Consider the following 16827-nt stretch of genomic DNA (forward strand, 5'->3'; position numbering starts at 1 on the left):
TCTCGGAGCCGGCGCGGGTGCGCCGGCGGTGGTCGTTACTGCATGATCTTCGGCAGCCACAGCACGGTGGCGGGCCAGTAGGTGATGATGCCCAGGCTCAACAGCAACGGCACCAGCCAGGGCAGGATCGCCATCGTCGTGCGCTCGATGCTCAGGTTGGCGATGCGCGCCAGCACGAACAGCACCATGCCCATCGGCGGGTGCAGCACGCCGATCATCAGGTTGAGCACCATCACCACGCCGAAGTGCACCGGGTCGATGCCCAGCTGGTTCGAGATCGGCAGCAGGATCGGCACCAGGATCGTGATGGCCGCCGTGGTCTCCAGGAAGCAGCCCACGAACAGCATCAGCAGGTTCGCGAGCAGCAGGAACACCCAGGCTTCCTTGGTGAAGTTGAGCACCCAGCTCGCGATGTCGGCCGTGACACCGGTGGCCGTCAGCATCCAGCCGAAGATCGAGGCGGCCGCCACGATGAAGAGCACCGTCGAGGTCGACTCCACCGTCTCCAGGCAGACCTTGACGAACATCTTCCACTGCAGCGTGCGGTACCAGAAGAAGCCCAGCACCATCGCCCACACGCAGGCGGCAATCGCGCCTTCGGTGGCGGTGAACAGGCCCGTCGCCATGCCGCCGATGAGCAGCACCGGCGTCATGATCGGCAGCACCGCCTCGAACTTGAAGACCTTGTCGGCCGCGAAAAGAATCACCAGCGCAATGGCCACCGCCGGTTGGGCCGGCGCGCCGAACTTGTCGACTGCGAACCACAGCAGCGTGGGCCACAGGCACACCACCAGCAGCTCGACCAGCGCCTTCATGAGGCGCGGCCACTGGAACTTCACGTCCGCGCCCCAGCCGTTCTTGTGCGCGTAGTAGGCCACCGTGAGCATCATGAGCAGCGTCATGATGAGCCCCGGCATCAGCCCCGCGATGAACAGCGCGCCCACCGACACGTTGGCCATCATCCCGTAGATCACGAAGGGAAGGCTCGGCGGAATGATCGGCCCCAGCGTGGCCGAGGCCGCGGTCACGCCGACCGCGAACTCGGTCGAGTAGCCGTGCTCCTTCATGGCCTTGATCTCGATCGTGCCCAGGCCGGCCGCGTCCGCGATCGCGGTGCCGCTCATGCCCGAGAAGATCACCGAGCCCAGGATGTTCACGTGCCCCAGGCCGCCCTTGAGCCAGCCCACCAGCGCGAGCGCGAAGTTGTAGATGCGGTTGGTGATGCCGGCGTTGTTCATCAGGTTGCCGGCGAGGATGAAGAAGGGAACGGCGAGCAGCGGAAAGCTGTCGACGCCGCTCACCATGCGGTGAATGACGACGAAGCCCGGCAGGTTGCCGCTCCAGAGGATGTAGACCAGCGAGGCACCGGCCATGGCCACGGCGACCGGGATGCCGGCGCTCATGAAGAGCAGGAAGGCGATCTTCAGCATGTTGTTGTCGTGATGGAGTGGGGTTGCGACCTCAGCGGTCGTCGATCGTGGATTCGGGCCGCTCCAGCACGCAGTAGCCGCGGCGCCAGTGCACCACGCTCACCTGCACCGAGCGCACGCACATGGCGACGAAGCCCAGCAGGCACACGCCGTAGACGATGTTCATCGGCAGGTCGACGATGGTCATGCTCGCGTTGTTGCCGATCTTGAGCATCATCTGCACCGTCATGACCACGGCCGCCGCGAAGAACGCCGTGCGCAGCACGTCGACCAGCAGCCCCAGCGCGCGGCCCATGGCCGGCGGCATGTGGCGGTAGAAGAAGTCGACCTGGATGTGGTTGTTGCGCGCCACGCCGATCGACGCGCCCACGAACACCGTGCCCACCAGCAGGTAGCGCGCGATCTCCTCGGTCCAGGAGGCCGAGTCGTTCAGCACGTAGCGCGTCACGAACTGGTAGAGCACCGTGAGGCCCAGCACCCAGAAGATGCCCAGGGCGGCCCAGGCCTCCACGGTGGTGCCGGACAGGTCGACGGCCTCGTCCTTGGCGTGGAACTCGCCGTCGTCGCCCAGCAGCTTGTCGTCGCTCATCGTGTGGCCTTACTTGATCGCGATGATGCGGTCGTAGTCCTGCTGGCGGTAGCCGTGGTCGGTGGGCTTGGTGTTCTTGAGCACGGCCTCGCGGAACGCGCCCTTGTCGACCGTGATCACGTTGTTGCCCTTCTTCTTGAACTCCTCCACCAGCCGGGTCTCGGAGGCGATGATCTCGCGGCCGGTTTTCTCGGCGGCTTCCTGCATCACGTCGTTGAACATCTTCTTCTCGTCGGCACTGAGCTTGGCCCACAGCTGGCCCGAGACCACGGTGAGCAGCGAGTCGACGATGTGGCCGGTCAGCGAGATGTTCTTCTGCACCTCGTAGAACTTCTTGGCCTCGATGGTGGGCAGCGGGTTCTCCTGCGCATCCACGGTGCCGCTTTGCAGCGCGAGGTACACCTCGGCGAAGGCGATCGGCGTGGCGTTGGCGCCCAGCGACTTGGGGAAGGCCAGGTAGGCGGGCGCGTCGGGCACGCGGATCTTCAGGCCCTTCATGTCCTCGGGCTTGCTCACCGGCTTGGCCGCGCTCGAGGTGACGTGGCGCGCGCCGTAGTAGTTGAGCGCCGTGATGTGGTTGCCGGTCTTGTCGTCGTAGCCCTTGGCGAGCTCCTTGAACACGTCGCTCCTGGCGTACTTCAGCTGGTGCTCCGCGTCGCGGAAGATGAACGGAAAGTAGGTGATGGCCAGCGGCTTGTAGCTGTTGCCCGCGAAGCTCGCGCCGGTCAGCACGATGTCCACCGTGCCCAGCGTCAGGCCCTGGTTGATGTCGGCTTCCTTGCCCAGGCTGGAGGCCGGGAACACCTGGATGTCGTACTTGCCGTTGCTGCGCTTCTTGATCTCCTCGGCCGCCCACACCGAGTACTTGTGGAAGGGCTCCGAGGTCTCGTAGACGTGGGCCCACTTGAGCTTGGTCTGCGCCGAGGCGATGCCCGATACGCCCAGCGCGCCGGCTGCGAGGGCGCAGGCGGCCAGGGCCTTGAGGGCGGTGCGTTTGCTGTTCTTGCTGCTGCTGATCATGGGGTGTGTCTCCGTTGTAGTGAACTGGCAGGAAGGCTGGCGAGAAATCAGGCGGGCTTGGCGCGGCGCCAGCTCGCGCTGAAACGGTGGTGCGAGTTGTCCATGTGCGTGTGCATCGCGCTGCGCGCGGCCTCGGCGTCGCGCGCGGCAATGGCGTCACGGATCGCCTCGTGCTCGGTGATGGCGGCGCGCCACGAGGTCACGGTCTCGAAGTAGCCGCCCAGCCGCGTGAAGATCGGGCCGCGGCGCGAATCCCAGAAGCCCTGCACCGTCTCGACCAGCACCACGTTGCCGCTGGCGCCGACGATGGCCAGGTGAAAGGCGCGGTCGCCGTCCAGCGGCATGACGTTGCGGTCGGCCATCTCGCGCATGGTGGCGATGGCGCGCGTCATCGCGTCCACGTCCTTGCGCTTGCCCGAGAGGGCGGCGATGGCGGCGGTCTCGCCCTCGATCACGCGGCGTGCGCGGATCAGCTCCAGCGGCCCCCACTCGGTGGGCGCCACCGGCGCGCTGGCGCGGTGCGAGCGGTCGAGCACGTACACGCCCGAGCCGGTGCGCACCTCGACCCAGCCCTCGACCTCCAGCGCGATGAGCGCCTCGCGCACCGAGGGCCGGCTCACGCCGAGCTGCTTGGCCAGGTCGCGCTCGGCGGGCAGGCGCGCGCCCACGTCGAATTCGCCCTTGGCGATCAGCCCTCGGAGCTGGTCGGCAATCTGGCGATAGAGGCGTTGGGGTTCGACGGTCTGGAGCGGCACGGGAGCAGGCAGTGGGTGCGGGCGAGGCGGTGGATCGGCTTAAGGGTTGTCCTGAATTGGACAAGTGGTAAGGCCAATTCAGAATACGGCGATTCACAGATGTCACCCATCGGGCCTAACCCGAACCCACCCCGCATCCGCAGAACACCCCAGGAGACACCGACCATGAGATTGAAGGGAAAGACCGTGCTCGTCACCGCCGCCGGCCAGGGCATCGGCCGCGCCAGCGTGCTGGCGCTCGCGGCCGAGGGCGCCCATGTGTGGGCCACCGACGTCAACGAGCAGCTGCTGTCGGCCTACGCCGGCGTGGCGAACGTCACGGCCCTGAAGCTCGATGTGCTCGACAAGGCCGCCATCGGCGCGGTCGTGGCGCAGCTGCCCACGCTGGACGTGCTCTTCAACTGTGCGGGCGTGGTGCACAACGGCACCATCGAGCAGGCCGGCGACGATGACCTCGACTTTGCCTTCCGCCTCAACGTGCGCGCCCAGATGTGGACCATCCAGGCCGTGCTGCCCGGCATGCTCGCGGCCGGGCGCGGCAGCATCATCAACATGGCCAGCGTGTGCTCCAGCATGAAGGGCCTGCCCAACCGCTTCGTCTACGGCACCACCAAGGCGGCCGTGCTCGGCCTCACCAAGAGCGTGGCGGCCGACTACGTGGCCCGCGGCATCCGCTGCAATGCCGTGTGCCCGGGCACGGTCGACACGCCCTCGCTGGGCGACCGCATCAACGCCAATGCCGACCCCGAGGCCGCGCGCAAGGCCTTCGTGGCGCGCCAGCCCATGGGCCGGCTCGCGCAGGCCGAGGAGATCGCGCCGGTGGTGGTGTTCCTGGCGAGCGACGAATCCATCTTCGCCACCGGCCAGTACTTCACGGTCGACGGCGGCATCACGATATGAACCGGCTCGATTTCGAAGGCCGCCACGCCGTGGTCACCGGCGGTGCCACGGGGCTGGGCTTCGGCATCGCGCAGCGGCTCGTCGCCTCGGGCGGCAGCGTCACGCTGTGGGACCGCGACGAGGCCGCCGCGGTGCGCGCGGCCGAAGCGCTGGGCGCCAAGGCCTTCGCATTGAAGGTCGACGTGACGCAGCAGCCGTCGGTCGCAAAGGCCGTGGCCGCCACGCTCGCCCACGCGCCGCGCATCGATGCGCTGGTCAACAGCGCCGGCATCACCGGGCCCAACGTCAAGCTGTGGGACTACCCAGTGGACGACTGGCGCCAGGTGATGGAGGTCAACGTCAACGGCGTGTTCCTGTGCTGCCGCGAGGTGGTGGCGCAGATGCGCAGGCAGGGCACGAAGGGCGAGGGCCGCATCGTCAACATCGCCTCGGTGGCGGGCAAGGACGGCAACCCCAACGCCAGCGCGTACAGTGCGAGCAAGGCCGCCGTCATCGGGCTCACCAAGTCGCTCGGCAAGGAGCTGGCCGACACCGGCATCCGCGTGAACTGCGTGACGCCCGCGGCGGTGAAGACCGCCATCTTCGACCAGATGACCCCCGACCACATCGCCTTCATGCTTTCGAAGATTCCCATGGGCCGCTTCGGCACCGTGGAAGAGGTGGCCGCGATGGTCGGCTGGCTGTGCACCGACGATTGCTCCTTTTCCACCGGCGCCGTGTTCGACCTGTCGGGCGGCCGCTCCACCTACTGATTCCCCATTCAATGCACTGAAAGGAACGCATGAAACTCGTCCGCTACGGCAACCCCGGCAAAGAAAAGCCCGGTCTCATCGACAACGAAGGCAAGCTGCGCGACCTGAGCGCCATCGTCAAGGACATCGGTCCCGACCAGCTCGGCGATGCCGCCCTTGCCAAGCTGCGCAAGACCAAGCTCGACAAGCTGCCGCTGGTCAAGGGCAAGCCGCGCTTGGGCAGCCCCGTGGCCAACGTCGGCAAGTTCATCGCCATCGGCCTGAACTACGCCGACCACGCGGCCGAGTCGGGCCTGCCGGTGCCCAAGGAACCCATCGTCTTCATGAAGGCCACCAGCTGCATCCAGGGCCCGAACGACCCGGTGATGCTGCCCAAGGGCTCGGTCAAGTCCGACTGGGAGGTCGAGCTCGGCGTGGTCATCGGCACGAAGGCGCGCTACGTGTCGCAAAAGAGCGCACTCGACTACGTGGCCGGCTACTGCACCATCAACGACGTGAGCGAGCGCGAATACCAGATCGAGCGCGGCGGCACCTGGGACAAGGGCAAGGGCTGTGACACCTTCGGCCCCATCGGCCCCTGGCTCGTCACGCGCGACGAGATCGAGAACCCGCAGAAGCTCGCGATGTGGCTCGACCTCAACGGCCAGCGCGTGCAGACCGGCAGCACCAAGACCATGATCTTCAGCGTGGCCAAGCTCGTGAGCTACGTGAGCCAGTTCATGACGCTGATGCCCGGCGACGTGATCACCACCGGCACGCCGCCTGGCGTCGGCATGGGCATGAAGCCGCCGCTGTTCCTGAAGAAGGGCGACGTGATGACGCTGGGCATCGAAGGCCTGGGCGAGCAGCGCCAGGAAGTGGTGCCCTTCAAGCTCTGAGCACGCGCACCAGCTCGTCGTACACCAGCCGCACGCGCGCCGGCACCGGCGCGCGCTGCGGGCGGTAGACGTGGATCGGCCAGGGCTCGGGCGCCTCGGCCGCCAGCACCTCCACCAGCGCGCCCGATTGCAGCCATGGCTGCGCCAGCGGCCCGATGAGCTGGCCGAAGCCGATGCCCGCGAGCACCGCGGCGCATTCGGCGTCGATGTTGTCCGTCACGAACGCGGGCGACGACACGGTGAACACCCGTTTCTTGCTGAAGGCCCACGGCCACGGCCGGCCCGAGCTGTGGTCGATCAGCGCCGTCACCGGCAGCCCGGACAGCGCATCGACGGTGCGCGGCGCACCGACCCGCTCGACGAGTGCGGGTGAGCCCACCACGCACAGCGACATCTTTCCCACGCCCCGCGCCACGAAGCGCGCGTCGCGCATCGGGCCGACGCGCACGCCGAGGTCGATCTGCTGGTCGACCACGTCGGCATGCTGCTCCGACAGCCGCAGGTCGAGCACCAGCCCGGGGTGCTGCACCAGCAGCGGCGCCAGCGCCTGCGGGATCAGCCGGGCGTACACATGCGGCGCCGTGACCCGCACCGTGCCCGTGTGCTGCGACAGCGCGCGCCGGTCGATGCGGTGGAAAAGTTCGTCCACGCCGCCCACGGCCACGCGGGCGCGCTCGGCGAGCTGGCGCCCGAAATCGGTGAGCTGCACGCCGCGCGTGCTGCGGTGAAAGAGCGGCTCGCCCAGTTCTTCCTCGAGTTCGCGCACGGCGCGCGTCACCACCTGCGGCGACACCGACAGGCGCACGGCCGCCTCGCGGAAGTTGGCGGCATCGGCGGCGGTGAAGAACACGCGCAGGGCTTCGAGGCGGTTGGACAGGGGTGTTCCTTTTTGGGGAATTCTGAAGTCGCCAGAGTTTCATTTACTGGAACGCGTGGATTTTCCACACTGCATGCACTTCTTCAACACACCCCAAGGAAATTCCATGACCTCCATTCAAGACAACATCCAGGGCAAGGTTGCCATCGTCACCGGTGCCAGCAGCGGCCTGGGCGAATCGACGGCGCGCCACCTGGCCGCGCGCGGCGCCAAGGTGGTGCTCGCGGCCCGCCGCACCGACCGGCTCGACCAGGTCGTCGCCGAGATCCGCGAGGCCGGCGGCGAAGCCATCGCCGTCGCCACCGACGTGGCCCAGCGCGCCGATCTGGAAAAGCTCGCCGCCGCCACCGTCGAGGCCTTCGGCCGCATCGACGTGCTGGTCAACAACGCGGGCGTGATGCCGCTGTCGCCGCTGGACAAGCTCAAGGTCGACGAGTGGGACCGCACCATCGACGTCAACATCAAGGGCGTGCTCTACGGCATCGCCGCCGTGCTGCCGCGCATGCAGGCGCAGGGCAGCGGCCACATCGTGAACGTCGCGTCGATCGCCGGGCTGAAGGTGTTCACGCCCATCGGCACCGTCTACAGCGCGACCAAGCACGCGGTGCGCGCCATCTCCGAAGGCCTGCGCGTGGAGGTGGGCAACAGCGGCGTGCGCGTGACCATCGTGTCGCCCGGCGCCGTGGACTCGGAGCTGAAGTTCGGCAGCAGCGACGCCGAGAGCGCCGCCGGCGTGAAGGCCTTCTACGACGCCAACCAGATTCCGGCCGATTCGGTGGCGCGCGCCATCGTCTACGCGGTGGAGCAGCCGGCCAACGTGGACATCAACGAGGTCGTGCTGCGCCCCGTGTCGCAGGAGTTTTGAGTCCGCAGGGGCAGGGTGCGGCCCCCTGGCGGTCGCCCCCTGCTTTGGCTAACCTTTATTAACCCAGCGCCGCCCAAGGTCATTTGCGGTCAAAAGTGCAAAGCCCCTGCAAAATAGAACGACCGTTCGTTTTATTCGGAGCTTTCACGATGTCTGCCACCGCCGTTCCCGCCAAGCCGGCCCGCGCCGCCCCCAAGGGCCAGCAGACCAAGGCCATCATCGTCGACGCCGCACTGGCGCTGGCCGCGCAGATCGGGCTCGAGGGCCTGTCGATCGGCGCCGTGGCCGAGATCACCAAGATGAGCAAGTCGGGCGTCTTCGCCCACTTCGGCTCGCGCGAAGAACTGCAGATTTCCGTGGTGCGCGAGTACCACGCGCGCTTCGAGCAGGAGGTGTTCTTCCCCGCCCTGCAGGCGCCCCGCGGCCTGCCGCGCCTGCGCGCCATGTTCGCCAACTGGATGAAGCGCACCTCGACCGAAATCGACTCGGGCTGCATCTACATCAGCGGCGCCTCCGAATTCGACGACCGCCCGGGCCCGGTGCGCGACGCGCTGGTCGAGTCGGTCAGCATCTGGCAGGCCGCCGTGCTGCGCGCCATCGTGCAGTCCAAGACCGAAGGCCACCTGCGCGCCGACGCCGACGAGCGCCAGGTCGGGTTCGAGATCCACGGCCTGATCCTCGCGCTGCACTACGAAGCCCGCTTCCTGCAGGTGCCCGGCTCCATCGGCCGCGCCAACGTCGGCTTCGACAACATCCTTGCGCGCGCCGCCACGCCGGACGCGCCGCCTGCCTCCAATGCCGCCGAGTCCGCGCCCGCTGCGCGCGGCACGCGCCGGCTCAAGACCGTGCGCTGAGCGCCACGGCTGCCCGTTTCGTTTTTCCGTTTTCGTTTTTTCCAATCTATCTAGCTTCGACCAGGAGAGTCCCGGATGCCTACCTACAACCCCCCCGTGCGTGACATGCAGTTCGTGCTGCACGAAGTGCTCAACGTCGCCGAGGAACTCAAGGCACTGCCGGCCCACGCCGAGACCGATGCCGACACCATCAACGCGGTGATCGAAGAGGCCGGCAAGTTCGCCGCCGAAGTCACCTTCCCGCTGAACATCAGCGGCGACGAAGAAGGCTGCGTGCTCGACAAGGCCACGCACGAAGTCAAGACGCCCACCGGCTTCAAGGACGCCTACGCCAAGTACGTCGAAGGCGGCTGGCCCGCGCTGTCGTGCGACCCGGCCTTCGGCGGCCAGGGCCTGCCCTTCGTGGTGAACCAGTGCCTGTTCGAAATGCTCAACAGCGCCAACCAGGCCTGGACCATGTACCCGGGCCTGTCGCACGGCGCCTACGAGGCACTGGCCGCACACGGCACCGACGACCAGAAGAAGACCTACCTGCCCAAGCTCACGAGCGGCGAGTGGACCGGCACGATGTGCCTGACCGAACCCCATTGCGGCACCGACCTGGGCCTGCTGCGCACCAAGGCCGAGCCGCAGGCGGACGGCACCTACCGCATCACCGGCAGCAAGATCTTCATCTCGGCCGGCGAGCACGACATGACGAGCAACATCATTCACCTGGTGTTGGCCCGCCTGCCGGACGCGCCCAAGGGCAGCAAGGGCATCAGCCTGTTCGTGGTGCCGAAGTTCCACGTCAAGGCCGACGGCTCGCTGGGCGAGCGCAACCCGATCTTCTGCGCCGGCCTGGAGCACAAGATGGGCATCCACGGCAACGCCACCGCGCAGATCGTGATCGAAGGCGCCACCGGCACGCTGGTGGGCGAGCCCAACAAGGGCCTGGCCGCGATGTTCGTGATGATGAACGCCGCACGCCTGGGCGTGGGCAACCAGTCGCTGGGCCTCACCGAAGTGGCTTATCAAAACGCGCTGGCCTACGCCAAGGACCGCATCCAGATGCGTTCGCTGTCGGGCGTGAAGGCCAAGGACAAGGAAGCCGACCCCATCATCGTGCACCCCGACGTGCGCAAGATGCTGCTCACGGCCAAGGCGTACGCCGAAGGCGGCCGCGCGCTGCAGATCTTCTGCACGCTGCTGCTCGACAAGGAGCACAACCACCCCGACGAGAAGGTGCGCAAGGACAGCGGCGAGCTGGTCGCGCTGCTCACGCCCATCGTCAAAGCCTTCATCACCGACAACGGCCACATCGCGACCAATTCGTGCATGCAGGTCTTCGGCGGCCACGGCTTCATCAAGGAATGGGGCATGGAGCAGTTCGTGCGCGACAACCGCATCAACATGATCTATGAAGGCACCAACACCATCCAGTCGCTGGACCTGCTGGGCCGCAAGATCCTGGGCAACAACGGCGCCTCGCTGAAGAAGTTCGGCAAGCTCGTCGCCAAGCTGGTGGAAGAAGAAGGCGTGAACGAGAAGATGGCCGAGTTCATCAACCCGATCGCGATGCTGGGCGACCAGCTCACCAAGTTCACCACCGAGATCGGCTTCAAGGGCTTCCAGAACCCCGACGAAGTGGGCGCCGCCGCGGTCGACTACCTGCGCGTGGCCGGCCACTTCGTGTTCGGTTACCTGTTCGCCCGCATGGCGCAAGTGGCGCTGCGCGAAATCGCCGCCGGCAACAACGATCCGTTCTACGTCGCCAAGCTGCAGACCGCACGCTTCTACTTCGCCAAGCTGTTCCCCGAGACCGTGATGCTGATGCGCACCGCGCGCGCCGGCAGCAAGGTGTTGATGGACACCGACGCCGCACTCGCTTAAGCGACGCACACAGCCTTTCTTCATCGACCCACCGGGAGCCCGCTCATGAAAGCAATGCTTGCAGCCGTCTTGTTCACCGTCACCGCCGTCTCGGCCATGGCCCAGAGCACGCCGGTGGGCCTGTGGCGCAACGTCGACGACAAGACCGGCGAGGCCAAGGCCGAGATCCGCATCGCCGAGACCAACGGCGCGCTGCTCGGGCGCATCGAGAAGTCGTTGAAGAAAGACACCAAGCCCGACGCCACCTGCGACGAATGCGCCGACGACCGCAAGGGCAAGCCCATCGCGGGCCTGGAGATCATCCGTGGCGGCAAGAAGGCCGAGGGCAAGGACGTCTGGGAAGGCGGGAAGATCCTCGACCCCGAGAACGGCAAGGAGTACCGCGCGAGCTTCACGCCGATCGACGGCGGCAAGAAGCTGGAAGTGCGCGGCTACCTCGGCCCCTTCTGGCGCACCCAAACCTGGAACCGTGTGCAGTAACTCCGCGCACAACCTATCCAAGAAATACCAAGCAACATGTCCCGATTTCAAGTGAAGAAGGTCGCCGTGCTCGGCGCCGGCGTGATGGGCGCGCAGATTGCCGCCCACCTCGTCAACGTGCGCGTGCCTGTCGTGCTGTTCGACCTGGCCGCCAAGGAAGGCCCGAAGAACGGCATCGTCACGCGCGCCATCGACAACCTCAAGAAGCTCAAGCCCGCACCCCTGGGCGACGTGGCCGACGCGGGCCTGATCGAGCAGGCCAACTACGAAGACGACCTGGCCAAGCTCGGCGAATGCGACCTCATCATCGAGGCCATCGCAGAGCGCATGGACTGGAAGCTCGATCTGTACAAGAAGATCGCGCCTCACGTCGCCAAGCATTCGATCCTGGCCTCGAACACCTCGGGCCTGTCGATCACCAAGCTCAGCGAAGCGCTGCCTGAAGCCCTGAAGCCGCGTTTCTGCGGCATTCACTTCTTCAACCCGCCGCGCTACATGTTCCTGGTGGAGCTGATCAACACGCCCACCACCCAGCCCCAGGTGCTCGATGACCTCGAGGCCTTCGTCACCAGCACGCTCGGCAAGGGCGTGGTGCGCGCGCACGACACGCCCAACTTCATCGCCAACCGCGTCGGCATCGCCGGCATGCTGGCCACGCTGAAGGAAGTCGAGAAGTTCGGTTTGACGCCCGACGTGGTGGACGACCTCACCGGCAAGAAACTGGGCCGCGCGAGCTCGGGCACCTTCCGCACCGCCGACGTGGTGGGCCTGGACACCATGGCCCACGTCGTGAAGACGCTGCAGGACAACCTGAACGCCGAGACCGACCCGTTCTACGCCAACTTCGCGACGCCGCCCGTGCTCGCCAAGCTGCTGGAGCTGGGCAACCTGGGCCAGAAGACCAAGGCCGGTTTCTTCAAGAAGGCCGGCCGCGACATCCTGCGCTTCGACCTGAAGAGCGGCGACTACGTGCCCGCCGGCGCGAAGGCCGACGAGGTGTACGGCCGCATGCTCAAGAAGCCCGCGGGCGAACGCCTGAAGCTGCTGCGCGTGAGCGAAGGACCGCAAGGCCAGTTCCTGTGGGCCATCCTGCGCGATGGTTTCCACTACGCCGCCGTGCACTTGGCCGACATCGCCGAGAGCGCACGCGACATCGACTTCGCGATGCGCTGGGGCTTCGGCATGAAGCAGGGCCCGTTCGAGCTGTGGCAGGAAGCTGGCTGGGCGCAGGTCGCCAAGTGGGTGCAGGAAGACATCGACGCCGGCAAGGCACTGAGCACCGCGCCGCTGCCGAAGTGGGTCTTCGAAGGCCCGGTCGCACAAGCCGGCGGCGTGCACACGCCCGAAGGCTCGTGGAGCGCCTCGCAGAACAAATTCGTGCCGCAGCGCAAGCTGCCCGTGCACGACCGCCAGCTGTTCCCCGAGAGCGTGCTCGGCGCGAACGCGGCCGATGCCAACACGGCCGGCACCACGATCAGCGACGAAGGCGATGTGCGCGTGTGGACGCTCGACGGTGAGGTGCTCATCGCGAGCATCCAGTCGAAGATGCACGCCATCAGCCCCGACGTGGCCGAGGCGCTGGGCGCCGCGGTCGACCTGGCCGAAGCCGAGTACAAGGGCTTGGTGATCTGGTCGCCCGACGAGGTGTTTTCGGTCGGCGCCGACCTGCAGGCGATGCTGCCGGCCTTCGTGGTCGCGGGCATCGGCGCGGTCGAAGGCGCGGAGGAAGAGCTGCAGAACGTCATGCTCAAGATCCGCTACGCCAATGTGCCGGTGATCTCGGCCGTGCGCGGCATGGCGCTGGGCGGCGGCTGCGAGCTGGCCATCCACTCGGCCAAGCGCGTCGTCGCGATGGAAAGCTACATCGGCCTGGTCGAAGTCGGCGTGGGCCTGATCCCCGGCGCGGGCGGCCTGACCTACATCGCTCGCCGCGCGGCAGAAAACGCATCGGCGTCGACGGGCACCGACCTGCTGCCCTTCCTTACCGAAGGCTTCACCGCCGCGGCGATGGCGAAGGTGGGCACGGGCGCGCTCGATTCGAAGAAGCTGGGCTACCTGCTCGACAGCGACGTGATCGTGCCGAACAAGGACGAGCTGCTCTACGTGGCACTGCAGCAGGCGAAGGCCATGGCCGACGCCGGCTACCGCCCGCCGCTGCGCCGCTCCTTCCGCGTCGCGGGCCGCAGCGGCGCCGCGACGATCAAGGGCCAGCTGGTGAACATGCGCGACGGCGGCTTCATCAGCGCGCACGACTTCCACATTGCCAGCCTGATCGCCAACGTGGTCACCGGCGGCGACGTGGACGCGGGCTCGCTCGTGACCGAGGAATACCTGATGACGCTGGAACGCAAGGCGTTCTGCTCGCTCATCGTGCACCCCAAGACGCAAGAGCGAATCATGGGGATGCTCAGCACCGGCAAGCCCGTGCGCAACTAAGGACAGATTTCATGAGCAAGCAAGTACAAGACGCCTACATCGTCTCCGCCACCCGCACGCCCATCGGCAAGTCGCACCGCGGCTACTTCCGCAACTACCGTCCCGACGACCTGCTCGCGACCACGCTGAAGGCAGCACTCGCGGCAGTTCCCGGCCTCGACCCGAAGGCCATCGAAGACATCATCTGCGGCTGCGCGATTCCCGAATCGCAGCAGGGCCTGAACGTCGCGCGCATCGGCGCGGTGCTGGCCGGCCTGCCGACCAGCATCGGTGGCATCACCGTCAACCGCTTCTGCGCCTCGGGCCTGTCGGCCGTGCAGATGGCGGCGGACCGCATCCGCGTCGGCGAGGCCGACGTGATGATCGCGGCCGGCGTCGAGAGCATGAGCATGGTGCCGATGATGGGCAACTCGCCCTCGCTGTCGCCCTCGATCTTCGAGCGCGAAGGCGACGTGGGCATTGCCTACGGCATGGGCCTCACGGCCGAGAAAGTCGCGCAGCAGTGGAAGGTGAGCCGCGAGGCGCAGGACGCGTTCGCGCTGGCCTCGCACCAGAAGGCACTGGTCGCGCAGGCCGCCGGCAAGTTCGCCGACGAGATCACGCCGATCGAAGTGACCGACCGCACGCCGAACCTGGAAACCGGCGAGTCGATCGCCAAGACCCGCACCGTGAGCCTGGACGAAGGCGCGCGCCCCGACACCAGCATCGAAGGCCTCGCCAAGCTGCGCACCGTGTTCGCCGCGCGCGGCACCGTGACGGCCGGCAACAGCTCGCAGACCTCGGACGGCGCGGGCGCGCTGATCCTGGCCAGCGAGAAGGCCATCAAGCAGTACGGCCTCACGCCGCTCGCGCGCTTCGTGAGCTTCGCCAGCAAGGGCGTGCCGCCGCACATCATGGGCATCGGCCCGATCGAGGCGATTCCGGCCGCGCTGCGCTATGCGGGCCTGAAGCACGAGGACATCGACTGGTTCGAACTCAACGAAGCCTTCGCCGCGCAATCGCTCGCGGTGATGAACACGCTGGGGCTCGATCCGTCCAAGGTCAACCCGATGGGCGGCGCCATTGCACTGGGCCACCCGCTGGGCGCGACCGGCGCGATCCGCGCAGCCACCGTGGTGCACGCGCTGCGCCGCGAGAAGCTGAAGTACGGCATGGTCACGATGTGCGTGGGCATGGGACAAGGCGCCGCAGGCATCTTCGAAAGGGTTTGAGCTAACCCCCAGTCTTCGCGCACTTCGTGTCGCTTCGCCAACCCCCTTGCAGGGGGCGACACCAGCGGCCCGGCAAAGCCGGTTCCGCGGTGTCTCGCGAAGGGACCGTGTCTGTATTGAGGAGAAGGGCATGCAACAGCAGGTTCTGCCGGTCGACACCGGCGCCCACGTGGCGGTGCGCCGCTACGACCCCGCCGGCGCACCGCGCGCCAGCATCGTCATCGGCGGTGCGATGGGCGTGCGCCAGTCGTTCTACGAGCCCTTCGCGCACTGGCTCGCGGGGCAGGGCCTGCGGGTCTGGACCTTCGACTACCGCGGCAGCGGCGACTCGCTCGGCGATGCGCCGCTGCGTGGTTTCCAGGCCGACCTGTTCGACTGGGCGCGCGACTACGAGGCGGTGATCGACGCTGCCAAGGCCGCGCTGCCCGACGAACCGTTGTACCTGCTGGGCCACAGCCTCGGCGCGCAGCTGCCGGGCTTCCTGCAGCGGCCCGGGCAGGTCGACGGCCTCGTGAGCATCGCGGCCGGCAGCGGCTACTGGCGCGAGAACGCGCCGAAGCTGCGGCGCAGCATCCTGTATTTCTGGTTCGTGCTGGTGCCGCTGGCGACGCGCCTGTGGGGCTACTTCCCGGGCCGCAAGCTGAAGAAGGTGGGCGACCTGCCGCGCGGCGTGATCCTGCAATGGCGCCGCTGGTGCCTGAACCCGCGCTACAGCGTGGGCGCCGAAGGCGAGCCCGCGTTGCAAAGCTATGCGCGCGTGCGCTTCCCGGTGCTCGCGCTCTCGATGACCGACGACGAGCTCATGACGCACGCCGGCACGCGCAGCCTCGTGAGTTTTTATGCAGGCGCGCCGAGCGCGGTCGAGCGCATCGCGCCGGCCGACGTGCAGGCGCGGCGCATCGGCCACTTCGGTTTCTTCCGCGAGCAATTCAGCCAGAGCCTGTGGCCGAGCACGCTCGACAAGCTGCACCGGCTCGCCGCGCTGACTGGGCCTGCGGCAGTGCAGCACGCCAACGTCCCGCACACGACTGCGTGACGTCATCCTCCGCAGGCACACTGGCGATCATCATGAGCAGCACGACCCCACACCCCCTCGACAAAGCCCTGGCCCTGCACCACAGCGACATCCGCGTGGGGCACTTCACGGGCACCACGAGTCCCGACTACTGGAACATGGTCGGCCCGTTCGGCGGCACCACCGCGGCGCTGGCGCTGCAGGCGGTGCTCAAGCACCCCGACCTGCTCGGCACGCCCATCGCGCTGACCGTCAACTACGCGGCCGCGCTCGGCGAGGGCGCGTTCGACATCCAGGCCATCGCCGTGCGCACCAACCGCTCGACGCAGCACTGGACGGTGACGATCACGCAGCCCGGCGCCGACGGCACCGCGAACATGACGACCACCGCCACCGTGGTCACGGCCGCGCGCCGCGACACGTGGAGCCAGGCCGACCTCACCATGCCCGAGGCGCCGAAGCCCGAGGCGGTCGATCGCATCCGCATCGGCCCGTCGGGCGTGGCCTGGCTCGAGCAGTACGAGATGCGCCCCTTCAGCGGCGGCATCCCCGCCAAGTGGGACGGCAGCCTTCAGCACAGCGAAACGCGCCTGTGGGTGCGCGACGCGCAGGCGCGCCCGCTCGACTTCGCCTCGCTCGCTGCGTTGAGCGACGTGTTCTACCCGCGCGTGTGGCTGCGCCGCGCCACGCACGTGCCCGCGGGCACGGTGTCGATCACCACCTACTTCCATGTCGGCGCCGCCGAGCTGGCCGAGGTCGGCACGGGCTACCTGCTGGGCTGCGCGGCAGGGCAGCAGTTCTTCAACGGCTTCTTCGACCAGAAGGCGCAGCTGTGGAGCGAGAAGGGCGCGTTGCTCGCCACCTCGAACCAGATCGTCTACTACAAGGAATGA

At 67.4% G+C, this 16827-nt stretch carries 16 protein-coding genes; 11 read left to right on the plus strand and 5 right to left on the minus strand.

The features are described 5' to 3' along the window. Nucleotides 1–35: 35 nt before the first annotated feature. Genes AC07O4_RS25840 through AC07O4_RS25855 form a run of 4 tightly spaced genes read right to left on the minus strand, consistent with a single transcriptional unit; the run spans nucleotide 36 to nucleotide 3794 of the window. The gene (locus tag AC07O4_RS25840; RefSeq protein WP_095743531.1) at nucleotides 36–1430 is read right to left on the minus strand and encodes a TRAP transporter large permease; all 1395 of its coding nucleotides are present in this window, start codon (nucleotides 1428–1430) and stop codon (nucleotides 36–38) included. Between the two features lie 31 nt (nucleotides 1431–1461). Beyond that, on the minus strand, nucleotides 1462–2019 hold the full coding sequence (locus AC07O4_RS25845; protein WP_070060225.1) for a TRAP transporter small permease: 558 nt from the start codon (nucleotides 2017–2019) through the stop codon (nucleotides 1462–1464). 9 nt (nucleotides 2020–2028) lie between these two features. Then, a complete protein-coding gene (locus AC07O4_RS25850) occupies nucleotides 2029–3039 on the minus strand; it encodes a sialic acid TRAP transporter substrate-binding protein SiaP (RefSeq protein WP_070060224.1) in 1011 nt (336 codons plus the stop codon). A gap of 47 nt (nucleotides 3040–3086) precedes the next feature. Continuing rightward, a complete protein-coding gene (locus AC07O4_RS25855) occupies nucleotides 3087–3794 on the minus strand; it encodes a FadR/GntR family transcriptional regulator (RefSeq protein WP_159273772.1) in 708 nt (235 codons plus the stop codon). Nucleotides 3795–3959: 165 nt separating this feature from the next. Between AC07O4_RS25855 and AC07O4_RS25860 the strand changes: the two genes are divergently transcribed. From AC07O4_RS25860 to AC07O4_RS25870, 3 genes are read left to right on the plus strand one after another with little or no spacing between them, the layout of a single operon-like run. Next, nucleotides 3960–4694: an SDR family oxidoreductase gene (locus tag AC07O4_RS25860; protein ID WP_062471114.1), complete on the plus strand. Its 735-nt coding sequence runs from the start codon at nucleotides 3960–3962 to the stop codon at nucleotides 4692–4694. Beyond that, nucleotides 4691–5446, plus strand: a complete 756-nt coding sequence (locus tag AC07O4_RS25865) for an SDR family NAD(P)-dependent oxidoreductase (RefSeq protein ID WP_492740998.1) — start codon at nucleotides 4691–4693, stop codon at nucleotides 5444–5446. The genes AC07O4_RS25860 and AC07O4_RS25865 overlap by 4 nt, the downstream gene beginning before the upstream one ends. A gap of 29 nt (nucleotides 5447–5475) precedes the next feature. Further along, complete coding sequence (locus AC07O4_RS25870; protein ID WP_493195867.1) at nucleotides 5476–6324, plus strand: fumarylacetoacetate hydrolase family protein; 849 nt, start codon at nucleotides 5476–5478, stop codon at nucleotides 6322–6324. Here AC07O4_RS25870 and AC07O4_RS25875 read toward each other — a convergent pair. Next, nucleotides 6314–7201 carry a LysR family transcriptional regulator gene (locus AC07O4_RS25875; RefSeq protein ID WP_495306052.1) on the minus strand — a complete coding sequence of 296 codons (888 nt, stop codon included), beginning with the start codon at nucleotides 7199–7201 and terminating at the stop codon, nucleotides 6314–6316. The genes AC07O4_RS25870 and AC07O4_RS25875 overlap by 11 nt on opposite strands. A 106-nt stretch (nucleotides 7202–7307) precedes the next feature. Between AC07O4_RS25875 and AC07O4_RS25880 the strand changes: the two genes are divergently transcribed. From AC07O4_RS25880 to AC07O4_RS25915, 8 genes are all read left to right on the plus strand, one after another. After that, entirely contained in the window at nucleotides 7308–8066 is a 759-nt protein-coding gene (locus AC07O4_RS25880; protein WP_095949521.1) for an SDR family oxidoreductase, read from the plus strand. Between the two features lie 149 nt (nucleotides 8067–8215). Further along, nucleotides 8216–8920, plus strand: a complete 705-nt coding sequence (locus AC07O4_RS25885) for a TetR/AcrR family transcriptional regulator (RefSeq protein ID WP_070060219.1) — start codon at nucleotides 8216–8218, stop codon at nucleotides 8918–8920. Nucleotides 8921–8995: 75 nt separating this feature from the next. Beyond that, nucleotides 8996–10792: an acyl-CoA dehydrogenase C-terminal domain-containing protein gene (locus AC07O4_RS25890; protein WP_070060218.1), complete on the plus strand. Its 1797-nt coding sequence runs from the start codon at nucleotides 8996–8998 to the stop codon at nucleotides 10790–10792. Nucleotides 10793–10837: 45 nt separating this feature from the next. Further along, on the plus strand, nucleotides 10838–11272 hold the full coding sequence (locus tag AC07O4_RS25895) for a DUF2147 domain-containing protein (RefSeq protein ID WP_495306020.1): 435 nt from the start codon (nucleotides 10838–10840) through the stop codon (nucleotides 11270–11272). Between the two features lie 36 nt (nucleotides 11273–11308). Further along, nucleotides 11309–13708: a 3-hydroxyacyl-CoA dehydrogenase/enoyl-CoA hydratase family protein gene (locus tag AC07O4_RS25900; protein WP_495306021.1), complete on the plus strand. Its 2400-nt coding sequence runs from the start codon at nucleotides 11309–11311 to the stop codon at nucleotides 13706–13708. Nucleotides 13709–13719: 11 nt separating this feature from the next. Continuing rightward, the gene (locus AC07O4_RS25905; protein WP_495306022.1) at nucleotides 13720–14919 is read left to right on the plus strand and encodes an acetyl-CoA C-acyltransferase; all 1200 of its coding nucleotides are present in this window, start codon (nucleotides 13720–13722) and stop codon (nucleotides 14917–14919) included. 130 nt (nucleotides 14920–15049) lie between these two features. Continuing rightward, entirely contained in the window at nucleotides 15050–15955 is a 906-nt protein-coding gene (locus AC07O4_RS25910; RefSeq protein ID WP_495306023.1) for an alpha/beta hydrolase family protein, read from the plus strand. A 32-nt stretch (nucleotides 15956–15987) separates the two neighbouring features. Further along, nucleotides 15988–16827 carry an acyl-CoA thioesterase gene (locus AC07O4_RS25915; RefSeq protein ID WP_487848591.1) on the plus strand — a complete coding sequence of 280 codons (840 nt, stop codon included), beginning with the start codon at nucleotides 15988–15990 and terminating at the stop codon, nucleotides 16825–16827.

This window comes from Variovorax sp. GW821-FHT09D04 (assembly GCF_059416405.1).

Coding starts and splice junctions, on each gene's coding strand:
- AC07O4_RS25870 (WP_493195867.1), top strand. CDS start 5,476: ATGAAACTCGTCCGCTACGGCAACCCCGGCAAAGAAAAGCCCGGTCTC.
- AC07O4_RS25840 (WP_095743531.1), bottom strand. CDS start 1,430: ATGCTGAAGATCGCCTTCCTGCTCTTCATGAGCGCCGGCATCCCGGTC.
- AC07O4_RS25900 (WP_495306021.1), top strand. CDS start 11,309: ATGTCCCGATTTCAAGTGAAGAAGGTCGCCGTGCTCGGCGCCGGCGTG.
- AC07O4_RS25910 (WP_495306023.1), top strand. CDS start 15,050: ATGCAACAGCAGGTTCTGCCGGTCGACACCGGCGCCCACGTGGCGGTG.
- AC07O4_RS25880 (WP_095949521.1), top strand. CDS start 7,308: ATGACCTCCATTCAAGACAACATCCAGGGCAAGGTTGCCATCGTCACC.
- AC07O4_RS25890 (WP_070060218.1), top strand. CDS start 8,996: ATGCCTACCTACAACCCCCCCGTGCGTGACATGCAGTTCGTGCTGCAC.
- AC07O4_RS25865 (WP_492740998.1), top strand. CDS start 4,691: ATGAACCGGCTCGATTTCGAAGGCCGCCACGCCGTGGTCACCGGCGGT.
- AC07O4_RS25895 (WP_495306020.1), top strand. CDS start 10,838: ATGAAAGCAATGCTTGCAGCCGTCTTGTTCACCGTCACCGCCGTCTCG.
- AC07O4_RS25905 (WP_495306022.1), top strand. CDS start 13,720: ATGAGCAAGCAAGTACAAGACGCCTACATCGTCTCCGCCACCCGCACG.
- AC07O4_RS25860 (WP_062471114.1), top strand. CDS start 3,960: ATGAGATTGAAGGGAAAGACCGTGCTCGTCACCGCCGCCGGCCAGGGC.
- AC07O4_RS25850 (WP_070060224.1), bottom strand. CDS start 3,039: ATGATCAGCAGCAGCAAGAACAGCAAACGCACCGCCCTCAAGGCCCTG.
- AC07O4_RS25845 (WP_070060225.1), bottom strand. CDS start 2,019: ATGAGCGACGACAAGCTGCTGGGCGACGACGGCGAGTTCCACGCCAAG.
- AC07O4_RS25885 (WP_070060219.1), top strand. CDS start 8,216: ATGTCTGCCACCGCCGTTCCCGCCAAGCCGGCCCGCGCCGCCCCCAAG.
- AC07O4_RS25915 (WP_487848591.1), top strand. CDS start 15,988: ATGAGCAGCACGACCCCACACCCCCTCGACAAAGCCCTGGCCCTGCAC.